Source organism: Niveispirillum sp. GW835-FHT14G11, assembly GCF_058793615.1.
Genome location: NZ_JBXAFZ010000020.1, coordinates 84,335 through 103,575 on the forward strand (window position 1 = coordinate 84,335; position 19,241 = coordinate 103,575).

A 19,241-nucleotide genomic window follows, 5' to 3' on the forward strand; every position below is an offset into this window, starting at 1 on the left:
ACGCCTACCGCCACTTTTGGCAGGTCGGTGGGAGGGCAGCCGACATTGTGCTATAATGGCGGCAAAGGAGAACCCTCTCATGGCTGAAAAAATCATCATTGATCTCGATATGCTGTCGGTGCCCCTGCCGCCGGAATTGCTGGCGGACAAGCGCGCCATCCGGGAGGCATTGGCGGTTTCACTCTATCGCCAGCATCGCATCAATATGCAGCAGGCTACCGAACTGATGGGTATCACGCGCCGCGAATTCGAGGACCGGCTGCCAGAGTTCGGCATCTCCATGATGGATGCGGATGATCTGGACATGGAACTTGCCGCCTTGGATAAGCTGCCCAGACAGTGAAGCGCTTCCGCACCGTCGTCAGCGACGCTGGCCCGCTGATCTCATTCGAGAAAATCCCGAACGGGTTCGGGATGTTTCGCCGCGTGGTCGAACGGGTTCTGATACCCTCTCATGTTCTGGATGAGGTGACCGTCGGCCTGCCGACCGGCACGGACTATCTCGACCATTTCCAGCTCGCCGATTTCGCCAGCGTCGTGGTGCCGCCGGCACCACCGGATGATGTTCAGCATCTGCAAATGGGGGAACGCTACGCCATCGCCCTGGCCCTGTCAGAACAGACCCCGCTGCTGATCGAAGACTGGGAGGCACGGCAAATCGCGGATCGCCTGGGCCTGTTCACCATCGGCGCGCTCGGGTTGCTGATTCAGGGATACCGGGACAGCATGATCAGCACGGACGAATTCTCCACCGCCATCATGGCGATGCGCAAGGCGGGTCGGATCAGTCAGGCTCTCCTGGAGAAAGTCCGGCAGACCTGTCTGGGGCATTGACCTGGTTTGGCGATGACCGGCGAAAACGGCGTCATGCCATGATCCCGCATCTCGTCAACCCGCCGGGCTTATCAGCCCATGGTTTGCGAACGGCGCAAGCCGGGCGCGATTTCCGGTCGCCGCATTGCGTATAAAATACATTATGCGCAATGGTCGGCGTGCGTCGGCCCATACCTCTCGCTTATGTCAAATCTGATCCCGTCAACCGACCTGACACCGGAAGGCAATGGCCGCCCCCGGTCACTGATCGATGTCCCGGCCGAAACCGTCTGGCTGGCCAACTTCACCTCGGCGCGCACCCGGCGAACCTATCGCGACTCGATCCAGCGCTTCATTGCCTTCCACGGCTTCACGTCGGCGGACGATCTCCGCGCCATCACTAGGGCGCATGTCATCGCGTGGCGCAACGGCATGGCGACCAAGGGCGAAAGCCCACGCACGATCCATACTCGCATGTCGGCGCTGTCCAGCCTGTTCGATTGCCTGTGTGACCAGCAACTGGTCACCGGCAACCCTGTGGACGGCATCCGTCGCCCGCGTGTCAGTCAGCATCAGGTCAAGAGTATTGCCCTCACCCCGCAACAGGTTCGCCGCCTGCTGGATGCGCCCGACCTATCGACCCTGAAGGGCCTGCGTGACAGCGCGTTCCTGCATCTGCTGTTCTATACCGGCTGCCGCATCGCCGAACCGTGCCGCCTGCGCGTCGGGGATTTCTTCGAGGATAGCGGCTATCGCGTGCTGGACTTCACCGTGAAGGGCGGCAAGCAGAACCGGCTCGCCATCCATCAGGAACTGCAAATCGCGCTGCGCCGCTATCTGGCCGCAGCCGGGCATGAAAACGACCCAAGCGCTCCCCTGCTGCTGCGTACCTGGAACCGTCCCGGCCGGGCTGGGATAAATCCACGACAGGCGCTCAATATCTTCCGGGACTGCGCCCCCATCGCCGATATCCCCCCTGCCGCCACGCCGCATAGCGCGCGGGCCACCTTCATCACCCAAGCCCTTGAAAACGGTTGCAAGTTAGAAGCCGTTCAGCAGTCCGTGGCGCATGCCAATATCCAGACGACACGCATGTATGACAAACGTCTGCTGCTGCACCGAGAAAGCGCAAGCTTTGCGCAGAAATTCTAAACCGGGCCTTCATCGGGAGCGATCGCCGGGACTGCGGCGGTTCTCCTGCTGGCTTTGCCGTGGCCGGTTGGGGTCAACATGCCCAATGTAACGTCTTTGGCGAGCATCCCAGATGAGCGGCTTTCCCTCCGCACTGTTGAAGATGTTATAAAGCCGCCGCTTCACCGCCATCTCAATTTCCCTCAACGATACCCAGCGCATATCCGCCCCCTTCCTGTCCTGCTTCCCGGCCGATCGATTCAAGAGGTCGTCCCATGTCATGACGGATGGGTAACCTCCTTACTATAGTCGGTGTGCGTCCATTCACCCTGGCAGTCCGGGCAATAAGCCTGAAGATCATCTCGCTGAAACAGGGTGTTGAAGGCGACGACATCCGGACCTTCGATTCCCGCGAAGATATCCTTTTCCCCCATCCGATACTCTGGATGAAGCTGGCACTGAATGAAATTTCGACGTTCTGCAACGAGCCGCTCCATCAGCCGTGCATGCGGATTAAGGGGGGCACCCCAATGGATCGTTCCGATCAGTAGGTGCAAGGCTACGGCATCAACAAAGGACGCAGCGGCCGGCAAACCTCGGGACCGGCCTGTATGGGCGACACCGTTCGTACGGAAGTTTTCCAGATGCTGCCGGTCAAAGGCCTCATAACGTGACATGGCGATGCATCTCGGGCACGGGAGACCTCGCTGGGGCAACCAGTACAGCAACTCCGCTGCCAATCCCTCCCGATAGATACCAATAAGGAAAACTGGGAGATCATGTTTTAGCGCCAGCCGCGCGCCCCGAGCCTGGGCAAGATGAAAGTCAGTAGCCATGATCAAAATGGGATGGCGACCTTGATCGCGGATAGTCGAAATCATCGCATCGAGTTCGACATCCGATGGGAACAAGAAGTCACCCGATGCATGGATTGTAGGCAGACGCTGAGAAAAATGATTGGGTGCCGCATGTCCGTAACCCGAAAAGTCCGGTGCGCTGGCCAGCATGTGATCACGCAAGGCTTCCGACTTCAGACTACCAATGTCAGCCCTGATATAGGGCTGGGCGATGATATTCTTGGGTTCCACCTTGTCGGGGTCGAACAGCCACCAATCACAGACACCCCATCCAACAAGTTGCAGCGCTGCATGACCGAAGGTGCCGCAGCCGACGAGTATCACGCACGTGTCCGCCATGCGCTGGAAGTCGATGTGGCCTTGATACCGTACATAGTCATGCCAGAAGCGATCTTCATCAAAAGTCGGCGCAATAGGTTGATGATCCATCGAACGCTTCCTTAGTCTATCAGCTCAAGGGATACACGGTGTACGCGCACCCGGCCGCCTCCGGCGGGGTCGCATGTCACTATGTATGGGATCATCTCGAATCTGCCCGTGTCCGGGATCGTCTGGACCACCAGGGGCATCAAATATGCACTCAAGTGGTCATTCTTGGGCGAGGTGAGATTGGACCAAGCGGCCTTCCGGTCACCCTCCGAAAGGGCCCTGAATCCTGGCGGATGGCTGTGAACTATACCCAGGAATTCCCCGGGAAACTGCTCGAGCCGATGATTGAGATAGGTCGTGTCAGGGTAATAAATAGCACCAGTCGTCCTGGCCCCCTCATCGAAGACGAAATGGGAAATCTCAAGTGTGTCGGGATTCCCCACCAGCATGCCGCCTGTTTCTGCTGGATGAGTACCTATCGTTGCACGAATGCTTACCAGGACGGAGCGCGGCATTCGCATCTTCTGCATCAACTCAATTGGCGGCTCAGCTCGAGGCAGGCGATCCAGCTTAGACATCTCAGGTTTTGAGGGAAATTTACTGCTCGTGCTCGACTGGACAAACGGCTCCGTTTGGTGGTCGCTTATCGAGGATGCTTCAGCATCCGCTTCGCCTATCGGCATGGCGGCGGGTGGCTGGAGCTCCCGGCCTGTTTCATGCAAGTTCTCCGTATGGCCATTGACGCGCGCACACAGGTCCACCATTTGGGCCGACGGTATCGCCGTACCCATCACATATTTGGAGTAGCTCATTTCAACCTCGATCTGGGTTCTGGCTCATTACGCCGCTCACGATGGCCTTCAGGTCATCGATGGGCGAATTTGCCTCAGGCTGTTTAAGGTCTACGAGGAAACGGTGACCGGCATCGGCCCAAGCCGCTGCGATTTTCTGCGCCCGTTCCAAGGTTCGGGGCTTCACAGACTCAGGCAAGAGCAGGAAAGGTGGCGCTTCTATATATACGGAGTGAACATTCGCCATTACCTGCTGCCGCAGCAGATAAATCCGCAATGCACCGAGAGTCTCCACGTCGCGGACGATATGGAAATGGTGGTCACGGTACCTATACTCCACACCACCCTCCTGCAAATATCACAGCTTGCCGGTAAGGATTTGTTCGGAAATGGAGATACCGGTGGCAATATACGCATCGGTCCCGTTCGCCCAGCGCTTGGCATCTTTCTGCGCTTTGGCAAGATTTTTGGGCTCTTTACCTTCCTGATAGCAGATAAAAGGGGATGACCCATTTGTGGGGAAATACCGGTGCGTCGTATGGCCATCAGGTGATCGCCCATTGTAGTTTGGCTGAGCGACAATATACGTTCGGATCACCCCCGGTTTGGAGGGGTCGTTCACATGGTGGAATTCATATCGTCCGCCAAGCTTGCCAACATACGTCTCTTTCGGCATGCTCATCTCCATCCCAAGGGTTCATATTTGGGGTCGGTGGGGGACGGTGACCGGCAAGAAACCGCCCCCACCTTTAGTTTAAAGTCGTCAGCAAGGACAACTTTTAGCAATAGGGGTCGTCTTCGACCTCGCCAAAGCAAAGCATCGCTTTACCTCCTGGTTGCTCTGGAGGCTGGGTAACCAGATACATACCTAGAATTGAGAGCGCTGGCTTCCCATCTTCAGAGTTGGGTTACCCCAAGACCTCTGGGGACAAGGGTCAAGGTGCCCCCTTGACCCTTGCACTCTACTTCATATTATCACTGTGGCATACAAAAAAATGCACCTGCGGTGTTAATGATTGTCGGGGTCTTTGCCCAGTCCCCGCCGCCGCCGGGAGTAGGCATTCCTGGATAAGCGCATAGCCTGCTTCACGGCATCCGTATCACCGAGCTCTGCCGAGACCACTTCGCTCTTGGTTGGAATATTAATATCTGATGGCATTTCATTGTACCTTAGCCAGTTAGCTAAGGCCATATATGCCTGAGGGTCAAGCCGCCGCAAATCCGGCCGAGTCAGGAGTCCAGCATCCATATATGCGCCCCAAACTGACCGCAGATAATCAATAATCGTCTGAGATCGGTCGGGCCTTTCAGCGTACAGCGTAGGAGCTGTATGCGGCAAATAAAGTTCGACCAAGGCATTCTCAGACCTAGCATTATATACTTCTTCGACGGCGGAACGAGTAAACGGGATATGGACAGAACTAACAATCCTTGCCAGGGTTTCTGGATTTTTAATTTTAGATCTAATTTTATCTATTACAGCCCCTAAAACTCCTTGATCGATCTTCTCTCCACTAATCTCATCAAGAATATCCAATTTTATTTGATCAAAAATTTCATCAATTGAATCTCTATTTTTTCCCACTATAGAGGATGGTACCTGTCTATAAATTTTATCCATTTCCATATTATATTTAATATTGCTTGTTATCTCATTTAGAGATGAAAAATTATTAAATGCAACTTTTGAGCAACGAACATATGAGTGATCATCGTATCCATCCGCACACATGTACGCACGTGACGCAGAGCTAATAGTATTCGATATATATTTTCCAAATACTACCCTTATTATCCTATATATCAAACCTCTCCTACGAGCCGTCTCTATTTTACTCCTTCCTTGAAAATTAGCTACATACCCAGCCTCCATGCAGTTACGTTCAAATAAGCTTTCCGGGTACTCTCTATTGTCATTAAATTTTTTCATCACATTGAGCGTATACGTATTCAAAAATTGATGCAGGAATTTAAGCGCAGAACAAATTATAAAATTCCCATAAGGATTTCCAAATATATCGCCATACTTTTCAGCGTGTGCTATATATTTCTTCACATTGCTTTCGTTATTGTTCCGTCCGCAATCCACAATAACGGTATATGGCCGTCCAGAATATTCCTCATTTTTTATACATTCTTCGTCAGAAACCATGAATTCAAAAGATATCGTATTCTTCTTTGAAAACGCCTCTCTAATGTGAATAGATTCAACTTCTATCTTTTTATTTTTAGCTTCTAATTTAAAATTTACTGGATAATTAGAAATTATATTATCTATAATACCTGATTTTTGAAGAGAAATTTCCACATCTAACAAAACATGGCTTTGCTTGAGGCTTCCGATAAAAATATAAATTTCTGAATTTATAGACAAAAGAAGATCAATAACTTGATGGAAATCAAATATTCTATGGATGTTTATAAAGTAATCAGTGACACTGTAGCCTTCACCCCTACGCGGGTCCACTATTCGAGTGGAATCTGAATGACAGAAAGCCTCAAAGTCAAAGTGGCTTTTCCTTTTTATTTCTTCTCCCATAAGGAATTCGCATGAGTTTTTAATAGCTTCAACAACCGCATTGCGGTTAGCAAGATTAAACTTCTTCCTTTCGATAGACACTACTCACTCCAAAGCTAAAATCGATCGATAAATTATCCGCCGTATCGGATGTTCCGGATACGCCAAGGCCAACAGTACGCTACTGAATTTCAGTACTTTTCTACAAGCACTTATGTTCGGGGTCAAAAATCAGTGTTGCATCAATGGCATCACGAGTCTTTCGACTCTGGCCGGTGGTTGACGCCTCACCGCTCACATAATCAGCCAGTGTGTCCGCCGTCGTAGGGTCGCTGTCCAAGTCCACCAACGGAAAGGACAGCGGCAAGTTTGGCAACGGCTGCGCTGGGGTGCCTGCCCGCTTCTTGAACTTGCGATGCTGGAAATAGGGCGTCATCGCCAGCAGGGCTGGCTTCTTGTTCCGGTGCAGCAGCAGCATGCTGCCATCCTCTATGCCCCGGATTGCCTCGGGCCGCATCAACCGTTCCTCCCGGCCATCGGCGTTCTTCGTCGTGCCCAGCTCACGGCTCAACCGCTCCGCCACGTCCAGGCCCATGCCACCAAAGAAGGTGCGGGTGCCGATGCCGTCCAGGATGGTTTCGGCACCAGACCGGCCATATTGATGTTCAAGCTGCCCCAGCGATTGCAGGAACAGCCAAAACCCCACCCGGTATTCCCGCGCCGTCGTGGCATAGACCTCAAAGTTCGGCACCTTCAAATGCCCGAACTCGTCCAGCAGCATGAAGACGGGCAGGCTGCCGGACAGCGAGCCCAGCAGCTCGTCGAACAGGTCGCGAAAAAACATATTCAGGATGAAGCTGTAGACGCCCATGTCCTGCTGCCGACACATGACATAGAGCGCGGTTTTTCGTTCCCGCAATTCCGAAAAGTCGAACTGGTCACGCGCCATCAGCGCCGCAATCTCCGGGCTGGCGAACAGACGCAAGGCAGTCGCCGCCTCCGTCACAAAGGACAGCAGCGTCTTTTCCGCCGTGGTGCCGATCAGGCCGCGATAGTCGCTGTAGGTCTGGGGATCGGACAGCGTGCTTTCCACCACGAATCCGTCGATCTGGCCGCCCTTCTTATGCCCGTCGAAATGGTCCAGCAGGTGTTTGACATTGGCGAGGTTGGCCTGTTCCGAGTCCCCGCGATTGATCAGGCACTGTGCCATGATCCGCAGCACCCGCATGGCCCCATCATCCCAGAACGGATCGCCGCTGCGCCCGCCACGCGCCCGATAAATCATCTCCACCGTGCGGATCACGTCCAGCGGCGTTCGGGAACGGGCCAGCGGATTGTAGGCATGTGACCGGGCGGGCTCCATCAGGTTCAGCACCTTGATATCGAACCCGCGCCGCGCAAGGTCGCCCGATGTCTGGGCATAGATGCTGCCCTTGGTGTCGGTAATGACCAGGCTGCAATGGTCCAGCGTGAACAGGTTGGGAATCACCAGCGAACTGCTTTTGCCCGCCCCCTGGCCAGCAACGGTAATGCCGCTCTGAAACGATGGCACCCGGCGCAAGCGCCCATGCTTGCCATCCATCAGAAAACCGCCATTGAAGCGGTTGAGGAACAGCAACCGGTCGAGCCCGCGCATGAACCGGGCACCACTACGCCCCCGGCGCAGTCCCATCAACCCGCCCACGACATGCCCGATGCCGGACAGCACGCCCCCGATGATCCGCAAGGCCAGTCGCACACAAAACCGGGCAGCCTCCACCATGCTGCGCAGCCAAGCGGAACCGGAATCAAAAGATGAAATCACTGCGAGGATCAGAAGGATCAGTACAATCGGATAGCCATAGCTCCGGGCGAATCCGGCGGCATCGACCGAAGCAGTGTACCCGGCCAGCAACGATCCGAACAGCAGCAGGGCCAGAATTTTCATGATTGATTTCATGAATGAGACGCCCTCCTATTCCCGATCCCGTGACCGGTCGCGCCCATCGCGTGGCCGGGATGCCGCCAAACCGCGCAGTTCATCCGTCCGCGCCTTGGCCAGCGCGATCCGGGCCTGGGCGTCCAGGAATGCCACCTCCACCCCCAGGGTGCGCAGCCGGTATTTCCGGTCGGACGTGGCATCCTGCACGCCCCAGGTCGATCCCCGACAATAGGGCGTGAGCCCGTCGCGCGCCAATGCCGCCGTCAATGCGTCCATGCTGGTGGCGGTGCGGCATGCCGCCTCCACCGCCTGCCTTATGTGCTCCTTCCGGGTCGGCTTGCCGGTGCGTTGTTTCAACGCCGCTTCGCTGGATCGCTGCTTACCCTCCTTGGCCCGCTCCTTGGTGTAAATCGGCTCCCGTCCAAGCTCCGGGTATCGCTCCAGCCGGTAACGCTCCACCTCCCGCTGGATATCGGTGAACTGCTTCTTGGACAGGCGATGGCGCTGCCGCGACCCGACACTGTTGGCCGAAATCACCAGATGGCAATGCAGATTGTCGGTGTCCGTGTGAATAACCCCGTATGCAAGACAGTGGGGTGCCCGCCGCGCCACATAGAAATGGGCCATGTCTGTGAGCATGGCCACCTGGCGCTTGCGCGACAGGCCGGGCACGGCGTCCAGCGACAGGATTTCATGATACAGGGCGTTGCTGCCCTCCCGGCGCGGCAACAGCGCATAGTTTTCCTGAAAGGCGCGGATCACCGCGTCCCGATCATCGGCCGCCACACCGAGATTGCGGGCAAGGGCGAACAGGGCCACACCCTCCCGGTCGGCGGCATAACCAATCACCCGGCCAAATATCCCCACATCCTGTGGAATATCTTCTTCTTCACGTCTCGCGTAAATGACAAGCTGGTCGAAGGTCGGTTGTTTGCGGGCAAGGCTCTTGATGATCATGGTTTGTCATCACGCCAAGGTCGCTGGACAAAGGCGCGGACGGTTTCCTCCACGGCCCGGATGCGGTCGCCCAACTTACCATCACCGCCCCGCAGCGCGCCCAACACGCCCTTGTCCTGGCTGGCCCTGGTGATGGCGTCACCGATCTGCCGCAGGGCCAGCACCAAGCCCGCGATCTGCTTTTCGATCTCGGCGGTGGGCAGGAACCGTTGCCGCCGATACGCGCAACTCTCATTCCATATCTGCTGTGCCACCGACCGACCAGCCGCCTTGGCCGCCGCCGCGATCTCCCGATATTCCTGCGGGCTCAGGGTCAGGAAAACCCGCTGGCGCTTGTCCTTGTACTGCTCCCAATATTGGGCCTTGTACGCCTTGCGGTCGGGCGCTGGCTTTGGTGACGCATCATCCTCCATCGCCACCTCGAATGGGGGTTCGGGGGTCTCCCCCGACAGGTTGGGCATGTCACCCAGCCTACCGCATCAAGGGCTGGTTGTGCAGACATGCAAACTTGCTTTTTCACATTCTCACTTCTCTTTGCTCACCTCTTCAGCATTCTCTGCCACCGCTCACAATGGGATTGGGACCGCATCATCGTCAGCGCAAAAAGCTATGATCTGGCGCATCGCGATATCGGCCCAGCACACCTGCACCATCTCAAGGCATTTCCAACAAACCTCGGTTTGGCGGACGGGATGATTTTCCGGTTGGTGCTTTCTTGTGGTAGTTCCTTAGAGCATCGCCGAATTCCAATCGCAGACATTGCGCCGAATGGGTCGCAGGCAACGAAATTAATCGGAGTTAAGACGTTCCCTGGATGACCTCTTCGGCGCGGTTGTGTAGTTGATGCAGGAACTCTCGCTGCTTCACCCCAGAATCGCCACGCCGCTCGCCCAGCTTCCTAAGCTGTTCATAAAATTCGGCGGCCTCATTGTCTGTCACAAGGTTGCCCGAGCCGCCCTTAGCTCCTTTTATCCTCTCAGCTTCGCTCTTGCCCGTTTTCAAATAGAATGCGGAGAGCCTCAGCGCTTCCTCGACACTGACGAGAGAACCGAGCGTGATCTGGTTTTGCAGGCGGCTGCGGAAGGCGGGGAGGGCCGAGGAGTAGCGTCGCATTGCATCAGGCGTTACGGCGATCATCATGAATAGATGATTCGGTAGCGAGTCGATGATCGCACGCATTGCTGACAAATAACGAACGACCGCAGTCGCGCCGAGAACACCATCCTGTTTTTCCAACTCATCAAGTAGGAGAAAAATCCCTTTCAGCAGTCCGGTCATGCTACTAACGACAACTAAGTCTCGCAGCGCCGCAGTCTTTGATTCTACAGTATCCAAGCGAAACTGAACCCCGAGTGACTCGCGGTGCGCCTTCAAGAGTCGGAACCCCAAGAGCCATTCCATCATGAGGTCGGGGAGCCCTCCATCTCCGTCGTCCCAACTCGCTAATTGACGGAGCGCAGTACGCATATCTTGGTTTCGGGCATTATCGATTGCGCCTTGTTGGTCCTTGAGTGCTGCTGCCAGATTAGCCAGATGGTCTCTTCCTAATTCCTGGAACAAACGTCGGATGGTTCCGTCGAATGATGCTTCAGGATCGGCCAAATAACGTACCACGTAGTACCCATCCTGACCTCTCAGCGCATCCTGGATCTCAGTTTCGAAGAAATTCAGGAAATTCGTCTTGCCGACGCCCTGCGTGCCTTCAACCACGACAACTTGGGATTTGCCATCGCGGAGGAAACTTACGATCCGTCGTTCTGCTTCTTCGTCGGCGGGAATAGGGAAGTGCGGGTTGTTTGAGGTCTGACTCGAGGACGGAAATGGATTCGTCAGGACACCAAAGCGCGAAAAGATGTCCGAATCTGGCGACGAACTTCCCTGAGCATTGATCTTGTCGCGGAGGCTCATGATTGGACACCGACGATGCGGAGGCTGCTGCTTGATTTACCGGGAATCAGGTAGTCCCCCCGGTAAAGATGCACATCTTCGATCACCGGGATGCCTGAGCGGACCCGCAGAACCTGAATGACGTGATTGTCAAACCGCACCTCGGTCGTCGAGCCTTCGGTAGTCCTCTGTAACAGCTTCATCGCACTTGCATCGGCCAATCGGTGCCTTGCCAGCTCGGGATGGATACCATCCCTTCTAATCAGCGATTCGAGCCAAGCTCCGGTTGCGACCAATCCGTCGCCTTGATCCAATTCTTCAAAGCGGCGGAGAGCAATCGGCGCGAAAGTGGCGGCGTCGGGTGTGTTTGGAGTCGGGTAGATGCCCTCGCCGAACACGGGAGCGCAAAGAGTTGTTACCTCGCCGAGGGTTCGGTAACTATTTGCCGCTCGCTTGAACTCAGCGGGCTCCCAAATTTCACCCGGCTTGAGCTGCGAAAGACGCTCCGCAAATAGGGAGAAAGAAGGAGCGCCCAGCAATATCTCGCGGACCCTCACCAGGTCTTCGGTTCTGAGCGCGATTGCGAGAGCCTGTCCCATCGGCTCAACCCGCCAATCGGCCCCATCGGAAGCGACAAGATAGCCGGACATCAGGAAGCGCCTGTATTCATCCGTGCCCTCCCGATTTTTGACGCCCAGTGCCTTAATGATTTCGTCCTCGGACATAACCTGATTATTGTCCAGAGCGTCGATCAACGCAAACAACCGCCTTACACTGAATTTCTGCGGCGACATGCTCCGCAGTCGTGGCCCACGATCAGACACCTTAGCTTGTTCGGTTTCGATAGGGATTAGATGATCCGCTGCCATTCTTTCTTGTATCAGTATAGATGTGGATCGACCTTCTTTCTCCGCCGTTGATTGTGAGCTGGCGTTGGTCGCCAACGCCCGTTGGGCTACGTTCACTGGTTGCTGTCGCCCGGCGGGCACGCTCAGACTGTTACACCATAGGAGATCGGCATGAGATTGGGCCGGACACCAAGACAGACTGTCTCCGAAGGCGGAAATAGTGAGATGATATTTCCTGTCAGAAGTCTCGATTCGAGCGCTACCGAAGGCAGTTGCCAATTCCCAGAGGAGTGATGCAATAGAAGTTTCACGCAACTTTCCATCAAACGGATCTAAAGTTGCACCGGTAAGCCTCTTTCCAAACAGATCCCCTGCAACTACCGATCTGAAGAATAATGGAGTAATGCCTTCGGCCAGCGCCATTCTGGCCAAACCCTCATCGCTGGTTAACAACTGCACTCGATGACCGGGGCTCGACTGCGCCTGATGTTGCCTTGCGGCCTCTAAGATAAGTCTATCCACGTAAGCAGGAACGGATGTACTAAGGTTCAAATCTGAGATGTCTTTGTCGCTTTCGTTTTTGAAAGCACTCCGAAGCGGATCGCCAAGAAGAAAAGTGCGCTCGATCTCCGTCACGGCGTTTAGTTCCAAACGAAGGAGAACTCGCTGGCTGCCTTGGCTCATCAGATGATCAACTAAAAGATCAAGATGCCGCGTCCTTGGTGCCCGACGAAGGTTCAAGAAGCGCGCAGCAAAATTTACGATCTCCATCTGAACAATTGCCGGCACCTTGATCCGCGCGGCAGGATGTAAATGTCGTGCCACGAAATCGAGACCACCCTGAACTGCCGCCGAGGTGTCGGCTACCACCGACGTCGAGCGTCGAAATGGCATCGCCTCCAACGCTCGTGGATCGAATTTAGGGTATTGAAGACCCGTGCGGACGCTAATTGCGGCAATCGCGTCGAGCGCTCGCCGGAGCTTTGGTGCTGATTTTTCTGATTCTTGCACGCTCAACAGGTCCGAGAGTTCTGATTGTGCAGAATCGAGGGCTGGCAGCCTCCATTCAAAGGCTCCACGCGTCACAGCTGCCCTAAAGTGTTCCTGCGAATCATCGCCAGCGACAACAATAAGCTCTCCAAGAGACAACCATAGATTGTCTTTGAACGCTTTGTCCTCACGAACTGAAAGCTGGCAGCGCGAATCCTGGTCGAACATCCGCGCGATCAGATCGCTCGCTTCTCTAGGTGTGGTTAGAGCGTACTCGGTCATCGGATCGACATCGACACGCCAGGTTGGCCATCAAACGAATCGGCCAACCATTCAAGATAGAGCTTTAGAGCTAGCAAGGGATTGAGCATGTATGGCTGCCCCCCGTCGTCGCCTGGTGGTTCTTGGCTCAATGCCCATTCCGCCTGGTTGTTCTCAATCACTGCTGAGGCCTCGCGTAGAAAGTCGCGCAGACCACTAAACCGCCGTTCCGCAGGAGGGCGGGACGGCTCGAATCGGTTAAACAACAACTCTCGAAGGCGCATTCGAACCTCTTCTTCGGAGATTCCACCGAAGGGATTTTCCTTCATTTGCCAAAAGAATACCTCTTGCTGGAGATCGGACCCGTCCATAAGGAACTGTTGGTCATGTCCGCTGGATGGGCGAAATACCAGAAGCTTGTCTGGGACATAATCTCGCCAAACCGATAACTTCAGCTCGATTGATGACTCACCACCCACTCCATCACCTCAATTGGAAGCTTCCCACCCTGCCTTTATCTCCAATCATTGCACAGCATCGCCCGATTTTGTAGACGGCATTTCAGAGATAGGCCGATCCGAACAAACGGCGGCTCTCAACGTACTCTGCATCCAAACCCGCCCGTCCGTAAACGGCTCCCGTCCTGATTCCCACCACCACGCCCGTCCATCAAACCGTCCTTTGCGGGTCAGTTCGCCATCTGTCCGAAAGCCCTCAATGCCGATGGGATTTCGGACAGTTTGTTTGTCGGACGGCTTTGCGGACAGGCCGGGGACTTCGCACAGTAATACAGGGCGCTGAGCTAACCATTACGAACGCAAAGCGCGCGACGGCGTGCCACAAAATAACAAGGGCTGACGCTACCGAACCCTGATCACGTCCCCCCGAAATCCCCCGCAATCATCTCCTGCGTCACCAGCAGACTATCCGCAACGAACGCCACGAACGGCCCCATATCCCCCCTGTCGGCGCTGCGGAGTGCCGACAGGTAGTCCCGTCGCCGCTCCACGGCGATGACCGCCGGGGGTAGTCCGGCGCGCATCAGGATCAGGTTCATCAGCAGGCGCGCACCCCGGCCGTTGCCATCGTCGAACGGGTGGATGCGCACAAACTCATGGTGGGCCAGCGCCGACACGATCACCGGATGCGGCGTGCCCCGGTCTGTCGCTGTGGCAATCGCGGCGCACAGGGCCTCCATGGCTCCCGGCACCTGCATCGGCTCAACATAATGATGGATGGTGCCGTCCAGTTGCAGCACATGGTTGGGGGCGGTCTTGTATTCCCCCGGATAGGCTGGCTTGCGCACCCGCTCCCCGCGTTCATTGACCGCCGGGGTCCATTCCACGCCCTTCAACAGCAGGGCGTTCAATTCCTTCAACAGGCCAGGGCTGATCCCCCGCTGATGCCGCACCACCTCGTCCAGGTAGCCGATGGCGTCGGCATGGTTGCGGGCGTCCAGGAAGTCTTTCAGCGGCTTGCCCTCCACCGTCAGCCCTTCTTTAAGGAAGAACGCGGTGTCGGCGCGCGACAGCGAACTGCCCTCGATGGCATTGCTGTCCGCCGTCCAGAAAATGCGCAGCTTCTCATTGATCGTCGGCCACAGGTCCGGCCGGGCCGTGCGGAGCGCGTCGATGCGCGTGCGCAGCGTGTCGATCCGGTGAAGCCGGGCGGCAATCTCCGGGCTCTCGGGCAGGGCGAACAGGGGTGGTGTATCCGGCATGGTGTCGGGCTTTTCGATCATGGCGGCAGTATACTGCCCGGCGGCGGCATTTGTCATTGCGCGCCCACGTTCCTAAACTGTCGGCGTGACCAAGCCACCCTACTTCCACCGCGAGCAACTGAACCAAATCCGCCGCTCGGCGGATTGGCGTCGGCTGTTCGACGTGCTGGGGATCGAGAAGGACCCGACCCTCAGCAAGCCGGATGACTGGTGGGGCAAATCGCCGTTTCAGCCGACGGAACGCACGGCATCGTTCCACATGAACGACAAGGGTTGGTACTGCCACGCCACGCACGCCGTTGCCCCTGGCCGGGATGCACCCGGCGGCGGGGTGATTGAACTGGTACAGGCCATCCATGCCACGCGCGGTCGGATCATGAAACTGAACGAGGCCGCGCAATGGCTGATTGATCAAGGGGTGGTGGGGGGCGGCATTGCGACAATCGCCCATCACGCCAATACCGAACCCACACCGGAACCGGTCAAGGTCGAACCACTGACGCCCAACAAGCCCATTGCCGTTGACCTGGTGCCCCTGCTGCGACAGCAGGGTGAGCATCCCGAGTTTCAGCGGCGCGGCATCGGGGCGGAAACCTGCCGCTACCTGCGCTGTGGACTGCTGCCCGAGTCGCGGTCACCCTTGAGGGGGCGGCTGGTCTTCCAGGTCGGCGGCATGATCGAGCGACCGGACGGCACCCTGGTTCGCGCCATTCTGAGCCACATGGGCCGGGCCACCGATGAAGCCCAGACGATGGCCCATGGCAAATGGTGGGTCTATGCGGGCTTCAACAAGTCGCTGGAACTGTACAATCTGGACAACCTGCTGTCCGACCCGCTGGCGGCAGAACAGGCCAACACCACCGGCCATATCTTGGTGGTGGAAGGGCCGTTCGATGTGGCCAAGCTGGTCGAGGCGGGCATCCGCAATGTCGTCGCCTCCATGGGCGCGCATCTGTCGCCCCACCAGCCCCCCCGTCTGGACCTCATTAAACGCCGCCTGGGCGTCGAAAGGGCGCTGGTGTGGTATGACCGCGACAAGGCGGGCAACCGCGCCCTAAGCGAAGCCACGGGGCTTCTGGAGCGGTCTGGATGGCAGGCGACGCCGTTCGACTGGTCAGTCACCTTCCCGTCACCCCGGCGCGGGGCCGTGGCGGTGCCGGACAGTGTCAAGGACCCGTGTGACTTCTCGGTCGAGCAACTGCGCTGGCTGCGGACCAAGGGGCTGATCTGACCAGCCTATCGAGCTTTGTGTCGCGGATAGGCCCCAATAGCCCGAGTTCTGTGTCGCGACCCGGCGTCTGCCTATCGAGTCCTGTGTCGCGGTGCTGGGGACGCAGGCGGAAAAACACCGGGCTTTGTGCCGCGCGGTGTGAAGTTCTGTGTCGCACCCGGATGGTGACACCTCAAGTTCTGTGCCGCACCCTATCGAGCTTTGTATCGCGCGATGCCGACCGGTCGAGTTCTGTGCCGCGCAAACATGGAGTTCTGTGTCGCGGGATTTGCCATGATCTCGGCTTGCACAAGGCGAAAGCCCGATACCCAACCTTATTCAGGTATCAGTCTTTTCTTAACCGGCCAGCGGTGAAGAAGAAAACAGGCGGGGTCAGGCGGCGCTCGCGCCCTTGGCGGCCTCGATCCGGCGCGCGCTTTCGGTCGCGGCTTCGGCTTTGGCGCTGTCGCGCGCGGCCAGACGCTCCTTGACGACACGGTGCGCGCCAAGGCTGGTCTTCATGGCCTTGGCGAAACTGCGGGTGCCGCGAATGTCAAAGGTCACGTCGGTGATGCTGCCGCCGGGTGCATAGTGCAGCCGCTCCGCCGGGTTGGCTTCGATGTCGCCACCGGCATGAAGGCTGGCCAATGCCTTGCGGACAGCGGCGATGCCATCGCGCGGTCGGGCAAAGGGACCGGCACCGCTGCATGCGATAATGGTCGAGGCATTGAGATTGAAGGACTGCCCGCCCGGCACCCCATCGGCATAGATGTAATTGTGCATCAGCTTCAGATGCAGCCATCGCGCGATGGCCCCCGGATAGGCGGTGATTTTCTTGATGTCGATCTGCCGGAAATTCACCGCCTTGATCCCGGCGGTCACGAACGGGTGATAGGCGACATAGGTCCGGGTGGCCTTGCTGTTGTGCTGCCGCTCGCGGATGGCCCCCAGGGGGAAGATGGTGGAACTGGCCGTGAACAGGTCAGGGCCGTCTTCGCAGATGGTCTCGATGTTGGATTTCATCATGACCATCAGCCCCTCGCGAAGCTGGCCGTAGCTCATTTCATGCCCAAGTTCGGCGCAAATCTTCTGAAGCTGGTAAAGGGAGAACTCCACCCCGGCATAATTGTCCAGCAGCATCGTCCCCGCCCCACGCTTGGCGGCAATACGGACAGCCCATTCGATCACCTGTTCCCGCTTGCCGGGATACATGTCGATGTCTCCCCCACCGTTACGCTTGGGCCGGGTGATGCGGGCGGGTGTGATGATGTTGGTATAGCGGCGATTATTCAGGGTGAAGCTGTAGGCCACTTTGTCCAGCGTCCGATAATTCTCCCCGCCGCTACGCCGCTTGGTGTACCGACTGTTGAACACGTATTTCGGCATCAGGTCGTAGAAGGCCAGCGAGTTGACATAGAGAATGTCAGCCGCCCGGTCCTGCGGCGGATCAAAGGTGAAATCGAAGAGCGACGTCTGGATGACGGATTGCTTGCGCAGGGCGGCGAAGGGTTTGCCGGGCATATGGGGAGTTTACAGAAAGCGCTTCTTGGCGCGGCGGGGTGTCGGGATGATCCCCTGGCGCTCAAGATGAAGCACAATCCATCGGGCAAGCGGCACGTCGCCCGCCTTTTCCTTCAACGCTGCCTCCTGGGTCGCTGTCAGCGACAGCTTGACCCGCCGGTTCGCTAGCTCTGCCACCAGGGCGATGGGTTTGCGGGTGGGTGCGGGGGCAGCGTGAGCAATGGCGAGCATCGGCATATCCCCCACCCTGGCAAGGTCGGCGGGGGCCTGTCGGCGCATCAGGTCGGCGACATTGGCGCGGTTGGGTTTGGTCATCGTGTGGGAATAGTGAGGAAGAACCGGTACAACGCGTCCAACTGTGCGGTCACGTCGCGGAATGCGTGGGCGAATAACGGAACCTGGGCGCACATGGCATGGATGCTGGTGCCCCCCTCCATCACCCGGTCGAAGGCGCGCGACTGTTTGCTGACGAAGACAGGCGTTTTAACATTGATCACCCCGGCCTGACGTAGCGCCGTGGTCACGCTGTTGGCATCAACCGGGCTCTGTACCTTGGTGATCAGGATCACGATCCGTTTGGCCAGTCGGGTGATTTCCGGCAAGGCGTGGATCGTGTGCTGAATGGATTGGAGCTGGTTGAACACGGGCACCACCACCACGTCGGCCCGCTGTAGCACAGGCACCAGGGCATGCTCCGCATAGCCACCAAGGTCATAGACGACATTCATCCCTTTAGGCACTTCCGGGAATGGCTGTCCTGGCCGCAATTTCAGAACCGTGCCGTCGGCCATGCCGATATCGATGGGCGAATGCGGCTCGTTGGTGATGATGCCCGCCCCCGATGTCAGCGCCCAATTTTTGGCATGGGGCGTCTTCCCCGGCCCGCCCTTGGGCACATAGAACGCCACCTGCAAGGCGATGGATTCGAGCTGATCGGAAAGGCTTGCGGCGCGGGATTTGGATCGGGTGGACATGGGCGTCCCGATTCTACCATAGTCACCCAAGTGCCCGATGACACCGGGGTGCCACGGGGCACTTCTGGTCCGGCGGTGCCGATTGTCACCGGGGTGACAGGTGGCACCAAAGGCACCGGGGTGACACTGAAAAGCACCTGTGACAGAATGACTCACCGTGGACACCGGTGGACGCCAAAACCCTGCATTTTGGCATTCGAATTTGCCCGTTGATGGGTGGGATAGTGGGTGGATTTCGGCCCGGCGGCGCTAAATATCATTGATAAATAACGCTTTTCCGCTCCGTTCGACGGACACCCTCTCCGCCATCATCTCCTTAAGTGATTGATGCGGCTGAGATAGGCAGAAACCCCAGGGTTCCGGCTTCCTGACTGTTACACCGACGTGTTACACCGGTGAACCGCGCCGGGATTGTCGGCGGCTCCAACTCCTGAGAGGATGGGGCTACGATGAGCAAGACAACGAACAAATTT

18 protein-coding genes are annotated in these 19,241 nt (G+C 57.1%); 4 read left to right on the plus strand and 14 right to left on the minus strand.

Annotated features, from left to right (window positions below):
• Positions 1–79 precede the first annotated feature (79 nt).
• The 3 genes from AC1Q7F_RS27840 to AC1Q7F_RS27850 all read left to right on the plus strand — a co-directional run bounded on the left by AC1Q7F_RS27840 (position 80) and on the right by AC1Q7F_RS27850 (position 1,965).
• Complete coding sequence (locus AC1Q7F_RS27840; RefSeq protein ID WP_492511818.1) at positions 80–343, plus strand: UPF0175 family protein; 264 nt, start codon at positions 80–82, stop codon at positions 341–343.
• Positions 340–834, plus strand: a complete 495-nt coding sequence (locus AC1Q7F_RS27845; RefSeq protein WP_492511819.1) for a PIN domain-containing protein — start codon at positions 340–342, stop codon at positions 832–834. The genes AC1Q7F_RS27840 and AC1Q7F_RS27845 overlap by 4 nt, the downstream gene beginning before the upstream one ends.
• A 183-nt stretch (positions 835–1,017) precedes the next feature.
• The gene (locus tag AC1Q7F_RS27850; protein ID WP_492511820.1) at positions 1,018–1,965 is read left to right on the plus strand and encodes a tyrosine-type recombinase/integrase; all 948 of its coding nucleotides are present in this window, start codon (positions 1,018–1,020) and stop codon (positions 1,963–1,965) included.
• A 257-nt stretch (positions 1,966–2,222) separates the two neighbouring features.
• On the opposite strand, the gene AC1Q7F_RS27855 is transcribed toward AC1Q7F_RS27850, so the two are convergent.
• The 11 genes from AC1Q7F_RS27855 to AC1Q7F_RS27905 all read right to left on the minus strand — a co-directional run bounded on the left by AC1Q7F_RS27855 (position 2,223) and on the right by AC1Q7F_RS27905 (position 15,120).
• On the minus strand, positions 2,223–3,230 hold the full coding sequence (locus AC1Q7F_RS27855; RefSeq protein WP_492511821.1) for a ThiF family adenylyltransferase: 1,008 nt from the start codon (positions 3,228–3,230) through the stop codon (positions 2,223–2,225).
• An 11-nt stretch (positions 3,231–3,241) separates the two neighbouring features.
• A complete protein-coding gene (locus tag AC1Q7F_RS27860) occupies positions 3,242–3,982 on the minus strand; it encodes a Mov34/MPN/PAD-1 family protein (RefSeq protein ID WP_492511822.1) in 741 nt (246 codons plus the stop codon).
• Between the two features lie 337 nt (positions 3,983–4,319).
• On the minus strand, positions 4,320–4,637 hold the full coding sequence (locus AC1Q7F_RS27865) for a hypothetical protein (RefSeq protein WP_492511823.1): 318 nt from the start codon (positions 4,635–4,637) through the stop codon (positions 4,320–4,322).
• 333 nt (positions 4,638–4,970) lie between these two features.
• Complete coding sequence (locus tag AC1Q7F_RS27870; RefSeq protein ID WP_492511824.1) at positions 4,971–6,581, minus strand: hypothetical protein; 1,611 nt, start codon at positions 6,579–6,581, stop codon at positions 4,971–4,973.
• A gap of 100 nt (positions 6,582–6,681) precedes the next feature.
• Positions 6,682–8,418, minus strand: coding sequence for a type IV secretory system conjugative DNA transfer family protein (locus AC1Q7F_RS27875; RefSeq protein ID WP_492511825.1), 1,737 nt, complete (start codon positions 8,416–8,418; stop codon positions 6,682–6,684).
• A gap of 15 nt (positions 8,419–8,433) precedes the next feature.
• Entirely contained in the window at positions 8,434–9,249 is an 816-nt protein-coding gene (locus tag AC1Q7F_RS27880; RefSeq protein ID WP_492511826.1) for a relaxase/mobilization nuclease domain-containing protein, read from the minus strand.
• Positions 9,250–9,353: 104 nt separating this feature from the next.
• Positions 9,354–9,818: a hypothetical protein gene (locus AC1Q7F_RS27885; RefSeq protein ID WP_492511827.1), complete on the minus strand. Its 465-nt coding sequence runs from the start codon at positions 9,816–9,818 to the stop codon at positions 9,354–9,356.
• Positions 9,819–10,155: 337 nt separating this feature from the next.
• Positions 10,156–11,265, minus strand: coding sequence for a BREX system ATP-binding domain-containing protein (locus AC1Q7F_RS27890; RefSeq protein WP_492511828.1), 1,110 nt, complete (start codon positions 11,263–11,265; stop codon positions 10,156–10,158).
• Positions 11,262–13,364 carry a hypothetical protein gene (locus AC1Q7F_RS27895; protein WP_492511829.1) on the minus strand — a complete coding sequence of 701 codons (2,103 nt, stop codon included), beginning with the start codon at positions 13,362–13,364 and terminating at the stop codon, positions 11,262–11,264. Before AC1Q7F_RS27895 ends, AC1Q7F_RS27890 begins: the two co-directional genes overlap by 4 nt.
• Complete coding sequence (locus AC1Q7F_RS27900; RefSeq protein WP_492511830.1) at positions 13,361–13,822, minus strand: hypothetical protein; 462 nt, start codon at positions 13,820–13,822, stop codon at positions 13,361–13,363. Before AC1Q7F_RS27900 ends, AC1Q7F_RS27895 begins: the two co-directional genes overlap by 4 nt.
• A 395-nt stretch (positions 13,823–14,217) precedes the next feature.
• Complete coding sequence (locus AC1Q7F_RS27905; RefSeq protein ID WP_492511831.1) at positions 14,218–15,120, minus strand: Fic family protein; 903 nt, start codon at positions 15,118–15,120, stop codon at positions 14,218–14,220.
• Positions 15,121–15,148: 28 nt separating this feature from the next.
• On the opposite strand from AC1Q7F_RS27905, the gene AC1Q7F_RS27910 reads away from it, so the two are divergent.
• Positions 15,149–16,294 (plus strand): toprim domain-containing protein, encoded by a 1,146-nt coding sequence (locus tag AC1Q7F_RS27910; RefSeq protein WP_492511832.1) that lies wholly within the window; start codon positions 15,149–15,151, stop codon positions 16,292–16,294.
• A gap of 372 nt (positions 16,295–16,666) precedes the next feature.
• On the opposite strand, the gene AC1Q7F_RS27915 is transcribed toward AC1Q7F_RS27910, so the two are convergent.
• The 3 genes from AC1Q7F_RS27915 to AC1Q7F_RS27925 are packed head-to-tail and all read right to left on the minus strand — an operon-like array spanning position 16,667 to position 18,768.
• A complete protein-coding gene (locus tag AC1Q7F_RS27915; protein WP_492511833.1) occupies positions 16,667–17,794 on the minus strand; it encodes a hypothetical protein in 1,128 nt (375 codons plus the stop codon).
• A gap of 9 nt (positions 17,795–17,803) precedes the next feature.
• Entirely contained in the window at positions 17,804–18,109 is a 306-nt protein-coding gene (locus tag AC1Q7F_RS27920; RefSeq protein WP_492511834.1) for a hypothetical protein, read from the minus strand.
• Positions 18,106–18,768 carry a hypothetical protein gene (locus tag AC1Q7F_RS27925; RefSeq protein ID WP_492511835.1) on the minus strand — a complete coding sequence of 221 codons (663 nt, stop codon included), beginning with the start codon at positions 18,766–18,768 and terminating at the stop codon, positions 18,106–18,108. Before AC1Q7F_RS27925 ends, AC1Q7F_RS27920 begins: the two co-directional genes overlap by 4 nt.
• Positions 18,769–19,241 lie beyond the last annotated feature (473 nt).